Source organism: Vibrio sp. 1CM24A, from assembly GCF_023161725.1.
Taxonomy (GTDB): domain Bacteria; phylum Pseudomonadota; class Gammaproteobacteria; order Enterobacterales; family Vibrionaceae; genus Vibrio; species Vibrio coralliirubri.
The window spans coordinates 766,994-786,390 of the sequence record NZ_JALNTS010000002.1 but is presented as its reverse complement, the minus strand read 5'-3'; the positions used below and the strand labels follow the sequence as shown (position 1 = coordinate 786,390).

The window sequence follows — 19,397 nt, the reverse complement described above, 5'->3', positions numbered from 1 at the left end:
AATACATCGAGTACTACAATACCAAACGTATAAAAGTGAAACTAAAAGGCCTGACTCCGATAGAATATCGAACTCAGGCCTTGAAAGCCGCTTAACAGAAATGTCCAACTTTATGGGGTCACTTCATAATTGCTGGCTTTTGCATATCTATTGGTCTGCAAATAAAGGTTTCGCTTTTCGATTAAAGAACCGCAGCGATCCCTTTACATAGAGGACCCATGTTTGACTTAGTCATACCAGCAACACTGATACGGCCAGAACCAACAATGTAGATTGCGAATTCGTCTTTTAGGCGAGTCACTTGCTCTTTGCTTAGGCCAGAGAACGAGAACATGCCGTTTTGACGTTCGATGAATGTGAAGTCTGCATCAACACCTTCTGATTTCAGTGTCGTTACGAATAGTTCACGCATCTCTTGGATACGGTCACGCATTTCTGCTACTTCTGCTTCCCATTCAGCACGTAGATCAGCATCACCAAGGATGTGAGTAACGACAGCACTACCGTGCGCTGGTGGGTTAGAGTAGATAGAGCGGATAATGCTCTTAACTTGAGAGAATGCTGTTGTTGCTACGTCTGCAGATTCAGCAACCAGAGTGAATGCACCAACACGCTCGTTGTACAAGCCGAAGTTCTTAGAGAACGAGCTAGCAACAAGGATCTCCTTGTTGTATTGAGCAAAAATACGTAGGCCAGCAGCATCTTCTTCAACGCCTTTTGCAAAACCTTGATAAGCAAAATCGAATAGAGGAAGCAGTTTCTTCTCAGCAACCAGTTTAGCCAGAACTTCCCACTCTTCAGTTGTTGGGTCGATACCTGTTGGGTTGTGACAGCAGCCGTGAAGAAGAACGATATCGCCTTCAGAAGCTTTCTCTAGGTCAGCAACCATGCCAGCGAAGTCTTTGTCTTTAGTTTCAGCGTTGTAGTAGCTGTATTGAGCAGTTTCGATACCCGCAGCAGCGAAAACGCCGTTGTGGTTAGCCCAAGTTGGGTTACTGATCCAGATTTTTACGTCGCCCAGTTGGCGCTTGATGAATTCACCCGCTACGCGAAGTGCACCTGTACCACCTGGAGCTTGTGCTGTTTTAGCGCGTTGAGATGCAACGATCTCTGCGTCTGAACCGAAAAGAAGTTTCTGAACCGCTAGACCGTATTCAGCCGTACCTTCAATCGTTAGGTAAGATTTGGTTTTTTCGTTTTCAAGAAGTGCAGCTTCTGCTTTCTTTACTGTTTTAAGTACAGGCGTTTGACCATCTTCATTTTTGTAGATGCCAACACCAAGGTTGATTTTCTCTGCACGAGAGTCTTTTTTAAACTCTTCAGTAAGGCCGAGGATAGGATCGGCGGGAGCAGCTAACACTTTTTCAAACATAATCTTCATCCATGTCAATTGAGAGGGGATAGTATCTATGGGTAGTTATACCTGTATGGAATTTTTAAGACAATACGAAGTGAACAGAAAGGCTAAAAAAAATCCATTTCAATCAGATTTATTGACTAAAGAGGGTATTTGATAACAAAACACCCTACGGATTAACCTATAGGGTGCAAGAAGTTAGTGGTTTTTGAATAGATTAGGCAGGTTGAGCAATAAAGCTTTCGCGCTCGAGTTCACTGGCTACATTTTTGCCATCTTTGTAGGTCGCGGCAATTGAAACAAACGCTTGTTCAACCGCTAGAAAAGCTTGGACAACTTGCGGATCAAAATGCGTCCCATTGCCCTCTAAGATGATCTGTTTGGCTTGTTCGTGAGTAAAGGCTGGCTTGTAGACTCGCTTCGAGATGAGCGCATCATAAACATCGGCCAATGCCATCAAACGGCCAGATAACGGGATATCTTCACCAGACAACTGATTAGGATAACCACTGCCATTCCATTTCTCGTGGTGAGTCAGAGATATCTCCTTTGCGACTCTTAAGAAAGAGCTACTTCCCAACTGCTTTTCTGCAATAGATAACGCTTCAGCGCCAATCGCGGGGTGACCTTTCATTATCTCAAACTCTTCGTCCGTCAATTTACCCGGTTTCAATAATACGCTATCAGGAACACCGACTTTGCCCACGTCGTGCAAAGGCGCAGATTTGTAAAGCAACTCGATGTAGTTTGGTGTTAACAAGCTTGAGTGGGTTTCTGATTTGCTGAGCTCTTGTGCGAGTACTTTGACGTACTCTTGAGTTCTGAGGATATGTGCGCCTGTTTCATTGTCTCGAGATTCAGCCAATGCCGATAAGCTCACAATGGCCACGTCACGTGTGGTTTTGACTTCGTTTTGCGCGGTTTCGAGGCTATCAAGCATGGTATTGGTCATAGATGCCATTGAGCCAAGCTCGTTGTAGCCGAAAATAGGTAAGCGAACGCCTTGCTCGCCATTGGTGACTTTGTTTAATGCGTGCTCTTGGCTTAGGAGAATGCGCTTAATTAGCTTGCTCCAAAGCGTCATGATAGTTATCGCGTAGCCACCCAGTACCACAGCTAAATAAATAAACTCTTTGATCACGCTGATCTTGCCGGTGCCGTCCAATAAGCGGTCAGGGTTATGTTCCAGCCAAAAGATGTCTTTGACAGCAATCATAGTTAGCATGGTGGTTAGTGTTACCAGAAGCACGATAACCAAGCCTATCATCTGCTTGACAAGTGAACTTCTTTCACCAACCAGTTGGAAGTCGAATTGTCCAGTCGTCTCCATTTTATCCATTTGGCTGAGCTTAGCGTTCAATTGAAGAATGGTTCCGGTAAAAAAGCCGAATAGACTCATTCCAAACAGCACCTTAAAATTGCTATCTATGGTGAATTCATAGCTTAAGTTGTAGTAGAGCGCGAAAGGCACACTTGCAGCAAAAAATAGCAGAGTATCGAGTTGCGCGAATCGGCCTTGCTTGACCAAGGTATGTTGCGCCAATAGGTAACGACGCGCGAGCCATAATAAGACAAACACAATACTGACTTGTGTGAAAATCTCTAACGTCGTTAAGCTCTCGAGCATAGGACACACCCGACTGCCATAGGTACCAAACAGCACGCCAGCAATGACGTATAACTTAGTCGTTAGCGATTGATTGTAATTTGAAGTATCCATCGATAAGCCTTTGTTCTCATTCTTATTAGATTCACGCATTCATTGATTCACGATGTTAGAGTTGTGAATGATTAGCATAACTGACGTGAATAAGACCGGAAATTCTATCGATAGCTTTCGTGGATTGATACAAGAAACTGGTTTGTGTTAGAGATTTGTTAGCTAGGTGGGGGTTATTGCAGCATTTTTATGAAGATACTTGAATAGCCTCGGTCGAGGTTCGAGGCTATTCAGTCTGTGTACTGGGTTAGAATCGCGAGTGATTGAGTTCGCTATCTACTTTACCCCGTTACTTTTTGAGATTGATTTCAGCTTCGATTGAGCCGGTTTCAATCTCAGGGTGAGACGCTAGTTTGTCTGCAGCCCATTGGTTGATGTGTTTCAGAATAGCAGACACCGCGTGTTTTTCCGTTGGTGCTTGGTCTTGTTCGACATCGATCTTTTGCTTTGGATGTGAGCCTGTCGCATCTTCAGCAATATGGAGCCAATCTGGGTGCCAGTAATATGGCTGACCGCTGGGTGTTGTCCAACTGTGAACACCGTTTGACTCTCCTTTATAACTTAATTGGTCTGCTTCTATTTTTTTCATTGTTATCTCGCATGTTTTTGGGTTACATCAAATTATTGAGGTAGAAAGCCAACTTAGCTCCTACCTTGGGTACAAACTTAGCAAAGCTTACAAAGTTATCTGTGAACTAATTCACACTATTGTGGAAATTAGGTGCGATCATATGGATAGCAGCAATAGTTGTTGGCGTAAGTGATAAAATCACCGGCTTACAGAATTTCTCTAGGTAGTACAATTAGATGGCGCGTTATGAAGAGCTTGCAAAGGATATTCGAACTCAGATAGCCAACAATACGTGGCGATCCGGAGAGAAGATCCCTTCGGTACGCATGAGTTGTCGAAATTACAACGTCAGCAATAGTACTGTGTTACAAGCCTACCAGTTGCTAGAAAGCGAAGGGTGGATCATCGCTAAACCTCAGTCGGGCTACTTTGTAGCGCCAAGGCTGGACGGCGTTGATTACGCACCGCCACTCGTTAGTGAAAAGAAAGCCATTAATGACCGCTTATTTGATTTTTTGAAGTCGAGTTCAGCTGAAGGAGTAGTTCCTTTCGGCTCTGCATTCCCCGATCCTGACCTGTTCCCGTTACCTACCTTGACTCGAAACCTTGCCAGCGCGGGCAGGAAGATGACTGGCGCCAGTGTGATCAATAATTTGCCACCGGGCAGTGAGTCTTTAAGAAGACAAATCGCGCAACGCTACCTGCAGCAAGGGATTACGGTTAATCATCAAGACATCGTGATTACGTCGGGTGCTATGGAAGCGCTCAACTTGAGCCTGCAAACGGTCACTAAGTCGGGTGATAACGTAGTAATAGAATCTCCCGCATTCTATGGTGCTCTGCAGGCTGTCGAGAGGCTGGGGCTTAACCCTATCGAAGTGGACGTTTGTCCAATCAATGGGTTGAATATAGAGCAATTTGAAAACGCGCTACAAAACCAAGATGTTAAAGCGTGTTGGCTGATGACGACTTTTCAAAACCCAACGGGAACCAGTTTGTCGGAACAGGCAAAGCGCCGTGTGGTAGAGATTGCAGAACAGCATGGAACCTACATTATTGAAGATGACGTGTATGGCGATCTTTATTATGAAGGGCACAAGCCGAAGCCATTAAAGGCTTTCGATAAGACCGATTCCGTCTTGCTTTGTGGGTCGTATTCAAAAAGCTTGTGTCCCGGTTATCGAGTAGGGTGGGTTGTGAACACGCGTTTTAACGATGCGATTCAAAAGTTACAGCTTCTTTCTACGTTATCGAGCAGTGCTCCAGTTCAACTTGGTGTCGCCCATTTCTTAACACATGAAAGCTACGACAACCACCTTCGTAAACTGCGTAAAAACCTTGTCGTCAGGAAAGAGCGATTTATCGATGTCATTAAGCAGTACTTCCCGCATTCAATCGAGATTGAAGAGCCGGCTGGTGGCTACTTGATATGGATTCGCTTTTCTGAAAAATTCGACAGCCAACAGTTTCATCAACTGGCTATCGAGCAAGGTATTAGCGTCGCATCTGGCGATCTGTTTAGTGAGCAGGGCAGAGTGGATAACGCGATACGATTGAACTTCTCTTATGAACTGACAGAAGAGAAAGAACAGGCGCTGATCTGGCTTGGCAAACTGGCACATCAACTTACGCACTCGTAAAATCTTAAGTCCCTCATAAAAAAGACAATCATTCCAACTGTACGGGTTGTTTGTGGGGTAACTGTACGCCTAATTGACCAGAGAGTTGTGATTCAATAACGGTAGACCAAATATTGGAGATACCGTTATGTTGAAAATGACTATGGGAAATGAAGTTAAGCTGATTATTGTCGCGATTGTGTGTGCGCTTCTGCTTATTCTCGGCCACGTACTGCTGGCAAAAGCATTCGCTGATATGGCGTGGGCGGAATACACCACTGCCGCGATCCCATTCGTTATGATGGCAATCTGCGGTCTCGCAATAAAATACGCTATCGACCAAGATGTGGATTAGCTTTTGAATAACGAGTCTTAGATGGTGGCACGCTGAAACAGCCGTCGTCTCGTTTTATTCCGAACATAAAAAAACCTCCGCAAGTGCGGAGGTTTTTATTTGTTCTTAACTTTTAATATCGAATAGGTTTCGAATTAGAAGTTTGCAGAGCGTGGTGTACGTGGGAATGGAATCACGTCACGAACGTTGCCCATACCTGTTACGTAAGATACTAGACGCTCGAAACCAAGACCGAAACCAGCGTGTGGCACTGTGCCGTATTTACGTAGGTCGCGGTACCAGCTCATGTGCTCAGGGTCGATACCCATAGCAATCATACGCTCGTCTAGAATGTCTAGACGCTCTTCACGTTGTGCACCACCGATGATTTCACCGATGCCTGGTGCAAGTACGTCCATTGCTGCAACTGTTTTGCCGTCGTCGTTTAAGCGCATGTAGAAAGCTTTGATGTCTTTCGGGTAGTTCTTAACGATAACAGGTGCTTTGAAGTGCTCTTCAGCTAGGTAACGCTCATGCTCAGAAGACATGTCGATGCCCCACTCAACGTCAAACTCAAATTTCTTACCAGAGTCTAGTAGGATTTGGATTGCGTCAGTGTAGTCAACTTGTGCGAAATCAGCGTCTACGAATTGCTCTAGACGAGTGATTGCTTCTTTGTCGATGCGAGAAGCGAAGAACTCAAGGTCGTCGCGGCGCTCTTCAAGAACAGCAGCGAAAACGTACTTAAGCATGTCTTCAGCCAGTTTCGCTACATCGTTAAGGTCTGCAAACGCAACTTCAGGCTCAACCATCCAGAATTCAGCTAGGTGGCGGCTTGTGTTTGAGTTTTCAGCACGGAACGTAGGACCGAACGTGTAAACCTTGCTTAGTGCACAAGCGTAAGCTTCAGCATTAAGTTGGCCAGATACTGTTAGGAACGTCTCTTTACCGAAGAAATCTTCGTTGAAGTCTACGTCGCCTTTTTCAGTGCGTGGTAGGTTTTCCATGTCTAGCGTAGAAACACGGAACATTTCACCAGCGCCTTCTGCATCAGATGCAGTGATAAGCGGAGCAGAAGTCCAGAAGAAGCCTTGCTCGTGGTAGAAACGGTGAATCGCTTGAGATAGACAGTTACGTACACGTGCTACTGCGCCAATCACGTTTGTACGTGGACGTAGGTGAGCAACTTCACGAAGGTATTCGATAGAGTGACGTGTCTTAGCCATTGGGTAAGTGTCAGCATCTTCAACCCAACCCACAACTTTAACGTCAGTTGCTGCTAGTTCGAAGTCTTGACCTTTCGCAGGAGACTCAACAATCTTACCTGTTACTTCAACAGAGCAGCCAGTTGTTAGCTTTAATACTTCGTTTTCGTAATTATTAAGATTATTAGGAACCACGGCCTGAATCGGGTCGAAACAAGAGCCGTCATAAATGGCAAGGAAAGAGATTCCAGCTTTGGAATCACGACGTGAACGGATCCAGCCGCGAACAGTTACTTCACTGTCTACCGCTAGCTTGCCGCCAAGTACGTCTGTTACAGGCGCGTAAGTCATGTTGATTTCATTCTCCATTGAGGGACAAATTCAACTCAAAGTCTCTGGCATTGCTGCAAATAAACATACATTTGAACAATAATTAACCGAAACATTAAGTTGTATAAACTTTTTAAATCGATTGAACATATTACCTGTCATACCGACAGCTTCAACCTTTATTCTTGCTTGGTGAAAGAAATATTGTGTCTACTGACGATAAATAGGTTTGAGGGTGTGTTTTTTGTTCGATCTTAGCGTCAGCCTTACCTTTGACCCTATGTGAGCTGTTGAACGAGCAAGGCGTAATCGAAACCTTTGTTTTCAATAATGGGAGTGTGATTGTGTTGAGACTCACTCTATATTGGCGCGGATTCAGTCATTTTGGACTTGATCACCTTCTTAATTTCCCACTAAAGCAACAAGAGGAGTTTAATATCTACGTGTTAATTACGCCGCCTTAACCCCTGCATTCTCTCTACACCCGCACTTTTCGAGCGCTCGCTCATTCAAGAAAAACAGTCGATCAAATTATGTCTCAACAAGGCAGGACTGGCTGTACAAGTAAAAGAGAATTACATGCTTAATTATTTAAAAAAACACTGGTTATCAAACGTTAAAGGAGATTCATTATCTGGGATTGTGGTTGCACTCGCATTGATCCCTGAAGCCATCGCATTTTCAATTATTGCAGGCGTTGACCCTAAAGTAGGGCTCTATGCGTCGTTCTGTATTTGTGTCGTCACTGCTTTGGTTGGCAGTCGTCCGGGAATGATTTCCGGTGCAACAGGCGCTATGGCGCTATTAATGGTCACCTTAGTGAGAGAGCACGGATTAGAATATCTACTCGCAGCTTCGTTTCTAGCTGGCGTTATTCAAATCGCAGCTGGGTATCTTAAGCTTGGTAACCTGATGAATTTCGTTTCCAAATCGGTGATTACTGGATTTGTTAACGCGCTCGCCATTCTAATTTTCATGGCTCAACTTCCTGAATTAATCAACGTCCCTTCAAGCGTTTACGTGTTAGTCGTTTTGGGTTTGGCGATCATTTATCTACTTCCTTATTTTCCCAAGTTTGGTCGTGCGATACCTTCTCCACTGGTCGCGATTGTTACCCTGACAATCGTTAGTTTGCTGTTCGGCTTAGATGTGAGAACGATTGGCGATATGGGCAAGCTTCCTGATTCACTGCCTGTGTTCTTGATTCCTAATATTCCATTCACGTTTGATACGCTTGCGACCATCCTGCCATATTCGATTGCTCTGTCTCTGGTTGGCTTGCTGGAATCCTTGATGACAGCGACCATAGTCGATGATCTGACAGATACTGAAAGCAATAAAAACAATGAGTGTAAAGGACAGGGAGTAGCGAACATCGTTGCCTCATTATTTGGTGGCATGGCGGGTTGTGCGATGATTGGCCAGTCGATCATTAACATCAAATCAGGCGGCTTAACCCGATTATCCAGCATGATCGCTGGGGTGGTTTTACTGCTAATGGTGGTGTTTGTTTCGGATTGGTTGAAGCTGATACCGATGGCGGCTTTAGTATCTGTGATGATCATGGTTTCTATCGGCACATTCTCATGGCGTTCCATTGTTGAGCTTAAAGATCACACACTGCCAACCAATGTAACCATGCTAGCAACCGTGGCGGTGGTGGTGGTTACTCATAACTTAGCAATAGGTGTTGCGGTTGGCGTGGTGCTGTCGGCTCTGTTTTATGCACATGCCAGCAAATCCATGGTGTTTATATCCGATGAAGTCGTGACCAACGAAATGCACACCATTCACCGAGTAAAAGGTCATGTCTTCTTTGCTTCGTCAGATGCGTTTGTCGACTTATTTGATTATGACAACGCGACCTCTTTAGTGACCATCGATATATCGGATGCGTCATTCTTAGATAATACCTCGGTCGAGGCGCTTGATAAGGTTGTGTTCAAGTTCCGTAAAAAAGGGGCTTACGTTGAAGTGTCAGGAATGGATAGCGTGAGTGCGAATCTGATAGTCAAACACGCGATGTATCACAAGCATAAAGACTTAACCGCGGTTTCCATTACACACTAATCATTGTTTAAGGTTCTTTGAACGCCTCACTAGACATTGCTAGGAAGATAAAGCGCTCATTGTTGAGCGCTTTTTTGTTGGCGATCTATGACTTCTTCTTTGTACTCGACAAAGTGAACTGATTAATCAGTGACTCAAGGTGATCAGACAGCTCTTCTAAATCATTACTGATTCCACGAGTTTCAGCCGCAGATTGCGACGTGTTGTTTGCGTGAGAGGTGATGGTTTCAACCTTTTGTTGAACATCCTGAGTCGCTTGTGTGGTGGATTGCGTTTGCTGCTGAATATTCTGTGCGTGAGCCAGCACCTGTTTCATCTCTTCGACCACACCATTCATTTCAATTGAAAGTGCGTCGATATCGGTCGAGCTTTGATGGGCTTGTTCGCAAACGCGATCGGCAGAAGTAAGCGACTCTTCACTGCCTTGCTGGAATTGATGAATGATTGATTCAATACTGCCTGTTGCTTCAGCGGTTCGCGATGCGAGATGGCGAACTTCATCTGCTACTACCGCAAAGCCTCGGCCTTGTTCTCCCGCTCGCGCCGCTTCAATCGCTGCATTCAAGGCCAGAAGGTTGGTTTGGTCGGCAATGCCACGAATTACACTCAATATTGAAGAGACCTCTCCGGTTTGCTCATTGAGTGTCAGTATTTTGTGTTTCACTACTTCTATGCTGCTGACTAGGTTCTTTATTTCACTGCTTGCATCATGAGCTTGGTTAGCACTCTTACACGCTACATCGGCGGTGTGATTGATGAGTTCTGAAGCGGTTAAAGTGGCTTGTTCTACATTGACTTGTTGCGCCTGTATCCCTTCGATATTGTGTTGCACTTCTGCGGTTTCGCTTTGCTGGTCGCTGGCGGCTTGCTCGGTAATTTGCGCGACACTAGTCAGTCGGTTTGCCGAGGCATTTAACTTGTGCGAGGTGCTTTGTACCTTTTCTAAGCTGTCAGATACGGTTCCCATGAACGAGTTGATGGAGTTAGCCAGCGTGCCAATTTCATCCTTGCTTTGCTCTGGCAGCCGAGTTGATAGGTTTTTATCACTGCTGACTTGGGTCATAAAGCGAGAGGTTTGTTGAAGCGGGCGGACGATTATCTTGCGAATCAATCCCATAGTAAGAACGAATCCGGCAAAGGAGATCACCGCCATGATACCGATCGCTGTCATCGTTTGAGTGTTGATCAGTGAGTTAACATGGTTGAGGTTATATTCGAGGCGAATCGCACCCAAGACTTCACCCTCTGGTGCCATATGACAGGCGACACAATTGGTTCCTCGGTAATCTTCACTCGACTTCATTGGCAGAGCAATAACTAAGCCTTTGCCCCAATCAGCAGAAAAAGGTTCGATAACGGTTTCGCCCGCTAGCGCTCGTTTATCAATATCGTCAACCGGTGTTTGGTTGTCATTACCTGGGCCGTATAACTTGCTGACAGCGTCGGCGCGTAAAACACGAACGTCTTCAATGCCTTCTTGAGCCAGTGCTTTCTGACGAAGGGTCTCTTTTTGTGCCATGGTGCCGGTGAGCATCATCATATTGAGGCTATCGAAGTAGTTACTTGCTTTGTCGTGAAGCTGCTCACTTAACACTGAGTTTACAAGTTGCTTTTGTTGCGAATATTGGAAATAGGTCGATATTGCCAGTAAAAAAGTGAACACGATGGCGAGGGCCACTAGGATTTTAAAGGTGATTGTTGAGCGCATAAGGTGTTTGTTTTTATTAATTATAATGACGCAAATACTGTACTAGTAAGAATTCCTACCACCTATGGGGTATAACGAATTGTGTGACCACACTCCGGTTGTGGTTATGTTTCTGTGATGTAGCGAGTTTGTGTTGTGTCTGATGTTGAAATGGAACGCGCTTCAAGCTCGTCACTGTTCTCAAAACATAGTGTGGTTCTTAAAACATCGTGTTGCGAAAAATACAGCTTTTATTAAAACAGACTGTTGTTTTGGGAAAATTGAAGTGCAGCAACGGGCTGTGAGTCTGCTGATAGTTAGAAAAGCCTTGGTTGTTGATTAGCTCGATGTATTTGTCAGCTTGTCTTTCATCAATAAAGACTATTATTTTAGATGGCTTAGTGGTTAATTTATATCCAAATGGCTGTTTTGTTCAATTTAATAGCAAAAATTGTGGTTATAGCGTTGTGTTTCGAGGCTCATTCGATAAGATGAAAAGACCTCTATGATAGAGGTAGGGCAGCAACGGATACGCTGCTTCAAATACTATGGAATGTGACTTATTGGACACATACATGAAATTCAAGATTACATCGCCGATTATTGAACCTACGGAAGGTTCACCACATCAGTTAATGCTAACTCACGCTTCTCGTTTTACCTCTTTTAAGACAAGCTCCCCTTTGAACGCCCTGTTCGACAACGTCTCTGCACGCTTCTTTACCCCTTATCGCTCCTATTGTTATTCGTTTTATAACTTTATTTCTATCTGAACTCCTTTGTCATCCGCTCGATGAACGAAGACTCACATCTATAAAAACTAAACAAATAAGTTAAAAACAATGAATATTAAAATGATGGGTAGCTCCCTAATTATCGCTGGTACCGCTCTCGGTGCTGGTATGCTTGCGATCCCAATGGTATTAGCTCAATTCGGATTGCTCTACGGCACACTGCTTATGGTACTGATCTGTTTCGGTACGACTTACGCAGCATTATTACTTCTAGAAGCGACCATCAAAGCGGGTGGCGGTCTAGGATTAAACTCTATTGCCCGAAAAACCTTGGGTAAACAAGGTCAGTTGCTTACCAACGGCTTGCTATACGCGTTGTTGATCTGCCTATTAATGGCTTACATCTTGGGCGCAGGTGATTTGCTGAGTAAGTTGCTGTCTAACTTTGGCGTTGAAATCACCGCGACTACCAGCCAAACCGTGTTTACCTTGCTTGCTGGCGCAGTAGTCGCAAGTGGTACTGGTGTGATTGATAAGCTCAACCGAGCATTGTTCTTCGTAATGCTTGCTAGCTTGTTTGCAACGATGGCCTTCTTAGCGCCGAGCATGACTCAAGAAAACTTGATGCAGGTAACCAGCCATGACCACGTTGAACTAATCAAAACCAGTGCCATCCTGTTTACGAGCTTTGGCTTTATGGTGGTGATTCCAACCTTGGTTTCTTACAACCACGAAGCGACAGATAAACAGCTGCGTAACATGGTGATCATCGGTTCTCTGATCCCATTAGTGTGTTACTTGTGTTGGTTGTTTGCGGTAGTGGGTAACTTGAGTGAAGAGCAATTCAGAAGCTTTGAGAACGTATCAGATTTGATGGCGGCGTTTGAGGCTCAGTCTCCTTGGGTGGGTAACGTTCTGTCTACCTTCACGGGCTTGGCGTTGTTGACCTCTTTCTTTGGTGTGGCGATGGCGTTGTTCAACCAGAACAAAGATATGTTCAACCAAAATACAGCGGTAACGTACTGCATTAGCTTTATCTTGCCGTTAGCGGGTTCATTGCTTGCTGCAGACAAGTTCCTACAAGTGCTGAATTACGCAGGTATCATCTTGGTGTTCCTAGCGGTGTTTGTTCCTCTGGTGATGGTTCACAAGCAGCGCTTCATGAAAGTTGCTGATGATAGATACCGAGCAGAAGGTGGCAGCGCAATGATGTTGTTCTCACTGCTGTTTGGTTGCTTCCTGCTTATCTCACAAGTGATCTAGTTCTTTGGCCCATTATCTAAGATGCAAATCGAGCATCTTAGATATAAGTGGCCGGAATTTAGATAGAAAAAAAGGAACGCATCGGCGTTCCTTTTTTATTATTTGCTCGTTACCAAGCAAGCTGTGTTAGAGGCTATTAGCAAACTAATGCTAATTAACAAACAACCTTAACAGCCAAACCACCTTGAGATGTCTCACGGTATTTAGCGTTCATGTCTTTACCTGTTTCTAGCATTGTTTCGATAACTTTATCTAGAGAAACAGTAGGAGCAGAAGAACGACGAAGTGCCATACGAGTTGAGTTGATTGCTTTAACTGCAGCAATACCGTTACGCTCGATACATGGTACTTGTACTTGGCCAGCAACTGGGTCACACGTTAAACCTAGGTTATGCTCCATGCCGATTTCTGCAGCCATACATACTTGCTCAGGGCTACCACCCATAAGCTCAGCAAGACCAGCAGCAGCCATAGAGCATGCCACACCAACTTCACCCTGACAGCCAACTTCAGCACCAGAGATAGAAGCGTTACGCTTGTAAAGACCACCGATCGCGCCAGAAGCTGCGAAGTAACGGATGTAGTCTTTCTCTGTCACTGTTTGGATGAACTTATCGTAGTAAGCCAATACAGCAGGGATGATGCCACATGCGCCGTTTGTTGGTGCCGTTACTACACGGCCGCCAGCTGCGTTTTCTTCGTTTACTGCGAAAGCAAACATGTTTACCCAGTCAACAACTGTCATTGGATCATTGGTTGTTTTTTCTGAAGTCATTAGCTGTTGGCGAAGTGCTGCTGCACGACGAGGTACACGCAGTGGACCAGGCAGGATACCTTCAGTATTCATACCGCGATCCATACACTCACGCATCGTTTTCCAAATGTTAGCGAAGTAAGTGCGAGACTCTTCGTCTGAGTGGAATGCTGCTTGGTTTTTCATAACCAGTGTACTGATAGAAAGACCGCTTTCTTTACACTGATTAACCAGCTCTTCAGCTGTTGTGAATTCGTAAGGTGCTTTGATTGGGTTTTCTTCTTCTTTGCCGAAGTTCTCTTCGTCAACGATGAAACCGCCACCAATTGAGTAGTACGTTTTTGAGTATGCAACTTCGTCACCAACCCATGCATGAATGCTCATGCCGTTCTCGTGTAGAGAAAGGTTGCTAGTGTGGAAGTTCATACCGCCATCGCGTGGGAACGATACTGTATGACAGTGCATGCCAACAGGAAGGCGCTCAGTTTCTTCTACGCGAGCAATGAAGCCAGCAATAGAATCGATATCAACACGCTCAGGAGTATTGCCAGCAAGACCCATGATGATTGCGATATCTGTGTGGTGACCTTTCCCTGTCAGTGATAGTGATCCATATACGTCCACGGTGATTTTAGTGATGTCGCGCAATTTTCCCATTGAACGTAGGTCATCAATAAATTCTTTACCCGCTTTCATTGGTCCAACTGTGTGTGAGCTCGATGGACCAACACCGATTTTATAGATATCAAATACACTAATCATAGCGATTACCTCAAAAAGAGAGCCTCCCAAGGGGAGTAGGGAGGCTCATTTATTATCATTATATTTTTTGTCTAATCTCGCGATATAAGATGGATGCCATCTTATAAAAAGGGCTTGAGATTAAAGAGCGCCGTAGATTACAGAACTAATAGCCGCTAGACCACATAAAGCTGTAAAGATTTGCACAGGTGCTGAAGTTTTGTACTTAGCCATAGCTGGTACTTTCTGCATCGCGAATACAGGCATTAGGAACAGGATAGCTGCAATCATTGGAGCACCCATTGTTTCAATCATACCTAGGATGCTTGGGTTAACTACCGCAACAATCCAAGTTGTAACAACGATGAACGCTAGAGATGCTTTCTCAATCTTAGAGATTGAAGAACCAGAGCGAGACTTGATTAGACCAACAAGACCTTCGTGAGCACCTAGGAAGTGACCGAAGTAGCTAGAAGTAATCGCTGCGAACGCTACAAGAGGACCCATGTAAGAGATAAGTGGAGACTCGTGAACGTTAGCTAGGTAAGAAAGTACCGAGATGTTTTGCGCTTGTGCTGTTGCTAGTTGCTCTGGAGATAGAGAAAGTACTACAGAGAATACGAAGAACATTACAAAACCCATCAGCATCATTGCTGCGCCACCAGTGATTGCGTCAGTTTTCTTAACTGCGTCTTCACCGTATACACGACGTTGCTCTTTAGAGAACTGTGAAATGATTGGGCTGTGGTTGAAAGAGAACACGATGATTGGAATAGCAAGCCAGATAATAGAAGGCATTGTTGACCATTCTGGGCTTACGTCCATCATTGAAGTGTTCCAATCAGGAACTAGGTAAAAAGATAGCGCTAGTAGGATGAATACTAGTGGGTAAACCATTGCTGAAGTTGCTTTAAGCATCAGCTCTTTACCGAATACAACACCTGCTGTCATAGCAAGGATAAGTGCACCAGAAAGAAGAGGACGTGGAATAGATTCCATACCCATTTGGTTTACTAGGAAAGAATCAACCGTGTTTGTGATACCAACACCGTAGATAAGAACGATCGGATAGATAGCGAAGAAGTAAGCAAAAGTAATAATGTTTGCGCCAGTCTTACCGAAGTGCTCTTCAACTGTGTCTGTAATGTCAGCTTCAGGGTTTTTAGCAGACAGTACGAAACGAGCTAGAGATTTGTGTGCGAACCAAGTCATTGGTGCCGCAATTAGAGCTAGGATAACTAATGGCCAAAAACCACCCGCACCAGCTTTGATTGGAAGGAATAGTACGCCAGCACCAACTGCTGTACCGAATAGTGATAAACACCAGGTAAAATCTTTATAGTTAAACTTGCTTGAATCTTTAACGGCATTTGCCGAAGAAGTTGTTGTGTTCATGTTAAATTACTCATTTTTTGGGAACAGGAAATAAGTCGGGGCTAATTCTGCAGAATTTTCTTCTGCAAAAAATAGATCTAAATCATGTAATGAAACGGCGTGTCACATGATATGCGAAAAACGGATTTTTGATCACGAAAATAGCGTGCCACAGGTGATTTATGTTTATGCTTGGTATTAGTTTTATTTATGCGAAAGGCGGGGTTGTATAGATTTATACCAGGGAAACGTTTGCGTAAAATTGCATTAATAAATCTGTTCCATAGAAAGTCTGGATTTTGTTAACAGAGATTAAACAAAACGTAGTTGCTATGTAATTCGTTGCACTACATGTTGCTGCAGTGATTGGATGATTTGCGCCGTAACGCCCCAAATTAGGTGCTCTTGGAAGGGCATCGCAAAAACACGATGTTTGATTTGTTTAAAGTTAACAGTGTGGCTGTGTAACTTGGCTTGGTCTAAAACATAGGTAGCGGGCACCTCAAAAATTGAGGCAACTTCGTTCTCATCGATGATGGCTTCATAGTCAGGATCGACCATAGCAACAATCGGCGTCACAGAAAATTTACTAATGGTACTCAAAGCGGGTAATTGCCCAACAACTTTAACTTGATCCGATCGAATTCCTACCTCTTCATGGAGCTCTCTAAGTGCGGTGAATTGCATAGAAGGGTCAGAGAGTTCGTGTTTACCGCCAGGAAAACTGACTTGGCCAGGATGATGCTTTAAATGAGCCGCTCTTTTAGTAAAAATGACATGTAAACCATCTTCTCTTTCCACTAAACCGACCACCACTGCCGCTTTACGTAATTGATCGCCACTGATATGCGAAACACGCTCTACTGACTCTGGGTGATAGCCAACGGTAGGGTTTAGTTGGAATTGTTGAAGGAAGTTTTCTTTATTCATATCAAGCCAATATATTGATTATTATGATTTTAAGTATAGACATAACCGTGGGTTGATTACCAATATTGAGTTTTTCTTCATTCACTTTCCCTCTTTTAGTTATCAATTGGGCGTCATGAGAGGCTGTTTACCGATGAATCTCCTCAAAATGACGATTTTTGCTATATTCAATATGTGCATACAGGCGAGTAAGCGTTACCCATGTCATAAAATTGGGTGACGAAACGTAGATTTTTTGTTTAAGAATTTGATAACAATAACTTAGTGGACCATTCTAAAAAGAAATAGAAGAAAAGGTATGAGATGAAAGGAATCATATTCACCGAATTTTTAGAGCTTGTTGAAGACAAGTTTGGGCTAGAGCTTTTGGAAGAAGTTCTAGAAATGTCAGAAGACGAAGGGATCTATACGTCGGTCGGCAGTTACGACCACAAAGACCTTGTCAGGTTGATTATCAACTTGAGTAAGAAAACCGATATTGATGCGGCAAGCTTGCAACGCGTGTTTGGGCAGTCTGTATTTAAGAACTTACTGGCCTCATTACCGAATAAAGCGAGCCTTGCTCATAGCACGACCACCTTTCAATTTATTCAGCACGTAGAGCGCTACATTCACGTTGAAGTGAAGAAGCTCTATCCAGATGCTGAGCCACCTGAATTCAGTTTTATCACCACGACCGAAGCACAACTTGTTTTTGACTACAAAAGCGCAAGGTGTATGTCTCATGTTTGCTTAGGACTTATAGAAGGATGCGCTGAATACCACGGTGAATCTATCGCGGTGGAGATGACGCCACAAAATGATGACCAAAGCGTGGTTAGGTTTAATCTCAAAGTAGAAAAGTAATATGGATCTGGCATCTGCCCTAGAGAAGAAGCTTAAGCGTCAAATCGCGGCAAGAAAAGCGGCTGAAGGATTGTTGGAACAGAAGAGCCTCGAGCTGTTCGAGACTAACCAACAACTTGAGCTTGCTTTGCGTCAGTTAGAAAAGCGCTCCAACGCGAATATACGACGCATTGAATTCCAAGAACAAATCGACAACCTGTTGATTGATTTTGGGCGCGCGTTTCTAAGAAATGATCTCGATGATGTCATGCTATCTGAACTAACGACGAACGTGACTAACAGTTACTTAATCGAAGCCAGTCGTTTGATTCTACCTCCCAAGCTCATCCCTCAGTTGCAGACCTATGATTATGGCGATGAGACCGTCGAGGTGTTAGAGCAAGACATTCAAGAACCTCATTGGCAAGACAACCTACTGACCGTGCCCTTAGAGGTTGAAAAAGTCATAGTCGGCGCGTTAATCGTCAGAGTCAGGTTGTTAGACCAAGACTACGAGTTTATACAAAGCCAACTGTTGTTGGTGACCGACCTCATCTGCAGTGCCTTGACTCATCAGCTAGCGATTAACCGAAATATTGAATCACGTAAACGAGCGGAAGAGTCCGAAAGGGCAACGCGTGACTTTGTGGCCATGATTAACCATGAGTTAAGAACTCCGCTTAATGGCTTGTTAGGTAGTGCCGAATTGATCAGTGATACCGAACTCAACAGTTCTCAGCGTGAAATAGTGAACAACCTGAGCCAGTCTGGAGAGTTTCTCAGAACCATCATTAATGATCTATTGGATTACAGCAAAATCAATGCAGGGATGTTGGAGCTTATTCCAAAGAAATTTGCCCTACGTGATTTGAGAAACACGATTGAAAGCATCTTCGTCAATCGAGCAATTGAGAAGCAGCTCGAATTCAATATCAGTGTTGCGTCAAACGTTCCCTCCCATTTTCAAGGCGATTTAGAGCGCATCACTCAACTGTTTGTGAACTTAATCGGTAATGCAATTAAGTTTACTGAAGATGGGCATGTGAATGTTGATATCGAGTGGGACAATAACCAATTTGTTTTCTCTGTAGAAGATACCGGGGTAGGGATTGCTGAATCGGCGCATAAGACGCTGTTTGAACCTTTTACGCAGGCAGATAACTCAAGTAGCCGAAACTATGAGGGCACTGGACTTGGGTTAGCGATTTGTCGCAAACTGGTGGCTCTGATGAATGGTGATATTGGGGTGACCAGTGTCGTTGGTTCAGGCACGACGTTTACCATTTCGATTCCTCTTCAAGTTGTCGATGTTCCGGCTGAGAGTGATAGTGTCGCCAAGGGCTTCGAGTCTGAAGTGGAATTGTCACTACTTAAAGTGCTGGTGGTTGATGATATTAAAATGAACCAGATCATCATCCAACAAATGCTTCGTAAACATGAGATTGAACCGGCTATCGCAAGTAATGGTGTCGAAGGGCTTGAACTCGCGTCAGACAACGAATACGACATTGTATTCATGGATTGCAGAATGCCTGTTATGGACGGGTTTGAAGCAACAGAGAAGCTAAGAGAGAAGGGTTACGTTAAATCTATTGTGGCACTGACCGCCGGAACGACACTTGAAGAACGCGAACGTTGTATTCAGTGTGGAATGGATGATATTTTGAGTAAGCCTTACACCGCCAATGATCTTAAAGAGATGCTTAAGAAGTGGGGTGTCTCTGCGGTGAAGGTCGCTTAAACACGCGAATAAAGCGTTGTGAGCAATGCACTCTGGTTCAAAGACTAAAAAACCGAAGTGACCTTCAGATCCTTCGGTTTCTTCTTATATAGAGCTTTTGCTGAGAGTTAAGCCGCAGAACTCGTCATTAAGTCGCGGAACT

Annotated in this window: 15 protein-coding genes; 7 read left to right on the top strand and 8 right to left on the bottom strand. The window is 44.2% G+C overall.

The window, feature by feature from the left end; translation table 11 throughout:
* Window positions 1-95: IS3 family transposase (locus tag MSG38_RS07515; protein WP_133146159.1), on the top strand; the 95-nt coding region annotated here is incomplete at its 5' end.
* Window positions 96-181: 86 nt separating this feature from the next.
* On the opposite strand, the gene MSG38_RS07510 is transcribed toward MSG38_RS07515, so the two are convergent.
* The 3 genes from MSG38_RS07510 to MSG38_RS07500 all read right to left on the bottom strand — a co-directional run bounded on the left by MSG38_RS07510 (window position 182) and on the right by MSG38_RS07500 (window position 3,666).
* Window positions 182-1,372 (bottom strand): amino acid aminotransferase, encoded by a 1,191-nt coding sequence (locus tag MSG38_RS07510; protein ID WP_019822582.1) that lies wholly within the window; start codon window positions 1,370-1,372, stop codon window positions 182-184.
* Between the two features lie 202 nt (window positions 1,373-1,574).
* Entirely contained in the window at window positions 1,575-3,116 is a 1,542-nt protein-coding gene (locus tag MSG38_RS07505) for an HD domain-containing phosphohydrolase (RefSeq protein WP_248401460.1), read from the bottom strand.
* Between the two features lie 250 nt (window positions 3,117-3,366).
* Window positions 3,367-3,666 carry a hypothetical protein gene (locus MSG38_RS07500; protein ID WP_017060414.1) on the bottom strand — a complete coding sequence of 100 codons (300 nt, stop codon included), beginning with the start codon at window positions 3,664-3,666 and terminating at the stop codon, window positions 3,367-3,369.
* Between the two features lie 218 nt (window positions 3,667-3,884).
* Between MSG38_RS07500 and MSG38_RS07495 the strand changes: the two genes are divergently transcribed.
* Entirely contained in the window at window positions 3,885-5,288 is a 1,404-nt protein-coding gene (locus MSG38_RS07495; protein WP_248401459.1) for a PLP-dependent aminotransferase family protein, read from the top strand.
* A 127-nt stretch (window positions 5,289-5,415) separates the two neighbouring features.
* Window positions 5,416-5,622, top strand: a complete 207-nt coding sequence (locus tag MSG38_RS07490; RefSeq protein WP_004734707.1) for a hypothetical protein — start codon at window positions 5,416-5,418, stop codon at window positions 5,620-5,622.
* Window positions 5,623-5,756: 134 nt separating this feature from the next.
* Here MSG38_RS07490 and asnS read toward each other — a convergent pair whose 3' ends face one another.
* Window positions 5,757-7,157: an asparagine--tRNA ligase gene (gene asnS, locus MSG38_RS07485; RefSeq protein ID WP_050643204.1), complete on the bottom strand. Its 1,401-nt coding sequence runs from the start codon at window positions 7,155-7,157 to the stop codon at window positions 5,757-5,759.
* Window positions 7,158-7,715: 558 nt separating this feature from the next.
* Between asnS and MSG38_RS07480 the strand changes: the two genes are divergently transcribed.
* Entirely contained in the window at window positions 7,716-9,206 is a 1,491-nt protein-coding gene (locus MSG38_RS07480) for a SulP family inorganic anion transporter (protein ID WP_248401458.1), read from the top strand.
* Window positions 9,207-9,291: 85 nt separating this feature from the next.
* Here MSG38_RS07480 and MSG38_RS07475 read toward each other — a convergent pair whose 3' ends face one another.
* On the bottom strand, window positions 9,292-10,914 hold the full coding sequence (locus tag MSG38_RS07475; RefSeq protein ID WP_248401456.1) for a methyl-accepting chemotaxis protein: 1,623 nt from the start codon (window positions 10,912-10,914) through the stop codon (window positions 9,292-9,294).
* Window positions 10,915-11,747: 833 nt separating this feature from the next.
* Between MSG38_RS07475 and MSG38_RS07470 the strand changes: the two genes are divergently transcribed.
* On the top strand, window positions 11,748-12,890 hold the full coding sequence (locus MSG38_RS07470; protein WP_086738256.1) for an aromatic amino acid transport family protein: 1,143 nt from the start codon (window positions 11,748-11,750) through the stop codon (window positions 12,888-12,890).
* 154 nt (window positions 12,891-13,044) lie between these two features.
* On the opposite strand, the gene MSG38_RS07465 is transcribed toward MSG38_RS07470, so the two are convergent.
* The 3 genes from MSG38_RS07465 to MSG38_RS07455 form a co-directional block, all read right to left on the bottom strand.
* Window positions 13,045-14,406, bottom strand: coding sequence for an L-serine ammonia-lyase (locus MSG38_RS07465; protein WP_065676971.1), 1,362 nt, complete (start codon window positions 14,404-14,406; stop codon window positions 13,045-13,047).
* A gap of 120 nt (window positions 14,407-14,526) precedes the next feature.
* Window positions 14,527-15,780 carry an aromatic amino acid transport family protein gene (locus MSG38_RS07460; RefSeq protein WP_052878186.1) on the bottom strand — a complete coding sequence of 418 codons (1,254 nt, stop codon included), beginning with the start codon at window positions 15,778-15,780 and terminating at the stop codon, window positions 14,527-14,529.
* A 309-nt stretch (window positions 15,781-16,089) separates the two neighbouring features.
* Window positions 16,090-16,689, bottom strand: coding sequence for a CoA pyrophosphatase (locus tag MSG38_RS07455; protein ID WP_052878187.1), 600 nt, complete (start codon window positions 16,687-16,689; stop codon window positions 16,090-16,092).
* A gap of 303 nt (window positions 16,690-16,992) precedes the next feature.
* Between MSG38_RS07455 and MSG38_RS07450 the strand changes: the two genes are divergently transcribed.
* Window positions 16,993-17,535, top strand: coding sequence for a heme NO-binding domain-containing protein (locus tag MSG38_RS07450; protein ID WP_017080579.1), 543 nt, complete (start codon window positions 16,993-16,995; stop codon window positions 17,533-17,535).
* Between the two features lies 1 nt (window position 17,536).
* Window positions 17,537-19,255 carry an ATP-binding protein gene (locus tag MSG38_RS07445; protein ID WP_248401454.1) on the top strand — a complete coding sequence of 573 codons (1,719 nt, stop codon included), beginning with the start codon at window positions 17,537-17,539 and terminating at the stop codon, window positions 19,253-19,255.
* The last annotated feature ends 142 nt before the right edge of the window (window positions 19,256-19,397 follow it).

What these genes read in the sequence shown, in the direction of transcription:
- MSG38_RS07510 (WP_019822582.1), bottom strand. Translation starts at nt 1,372, where the DNA reads ATGTTTGAAAAAGTGTTAGCTGCTCCCGCCGATCCTATCCTCGGCCTT.
- MSG38_RS07505 (WP_248401460.1), bottom strand. Translation starts at nt 3,116, where the DNA reads ATGCGTGAATCTAATAAGAATGAGAACAAAGGCTTATCGATGGATACT.
- MSG38_RS07500 (WP_017060414.1), bottom strand. Translation starts at nt 3,666, where the DNA reads ATGAAAAAAATAGAAGCAGACCAATTAAGTTATAAAGGAGAGTCAAAC.
- MSG38_RS07495 (WP_248401459.1), top strand. Translation starts at nt 3,885, where the DNA reads ATGGCGCGTTATGAAGAGCTTGCAAAGGATATTCGAACTCAGATAGCC.
- MSG38_RS07490 (WP_004734707.1), top strand. Translation starts at nt 5,416, where the DNA reads ATGTTGAAAATGACTATGGGAAATGAAGTTAAGCTGATTATTGTCGCG.
- asnS (WP_050643204.1), bottom strand. Translation starts at nt 7,157, where the DNA reads ATGACTTACGCGCCTGTAACAGACGTACTTGGCGGCAAGCTAGCGGTA.
- MSG38_RS07480 (WP_248401458.1), top strand. Translation starts at nt 7,716, where the DNA reads ATGCTTAATTATTTAAAAAAACACTGGTTATCAAACGTTAAAGGAGAT.
- MSG38_RS07475 (WP_248401456.1), bottom strand. Translation starts at nt 10,914, where the DNA reads ATGCGCTCAACAATCACCTTTAAAATCCTAGTGGCCCTCGCCATCGTG.
- MSG38_RS07470 (WP_086738256.1), top strand. Translation starts at nt 11,748, where the DNA reads ATGATGGGTAGCTCCCTAATTATCGCTGGTACCGCTCTCGGTGCTGGT.
- MSG38_RS07465 (WP_065676971.1), bottom strand. Translation starts at nt 14,406, where the DNA reads ATGATTAGTGTATTTGATATCTATAAAATCGGTGTTGGTCCATCGAGC.
- MSG38_RS07460 (WP_052878186.1), bottom strand. Translation starts at nt 15,780, where the DNA reads ATGAACACAACAACTTCTTCGGCAAATGCCGTTAAAGATTCAAGCAAG.
- MSG38_RS07455 (WP_052878187.1), bottom strand. Translation starts at nt 16,689, where the DNA reads ATGAATAAAGAAAACTTCCTTCAACAATTCCAACTAAACCCTACCGTT.
- MSG38_RS07450 (WP_017080579.1), top strand. Translation starts at nt 16,993, where the DNA reads ATGAAAGGAATCATATTCACCGAATTTTTAGAGCTTGTTGAAGACAAG.
- MSG38_RS07445 (WP_248401454.1), top strand. Translation starts at nt 17,537, where the DNA reads ATGGATCTGGCATCTGCCCTAGAGAAGAAGCTTAAGCGTCAAATCGCG.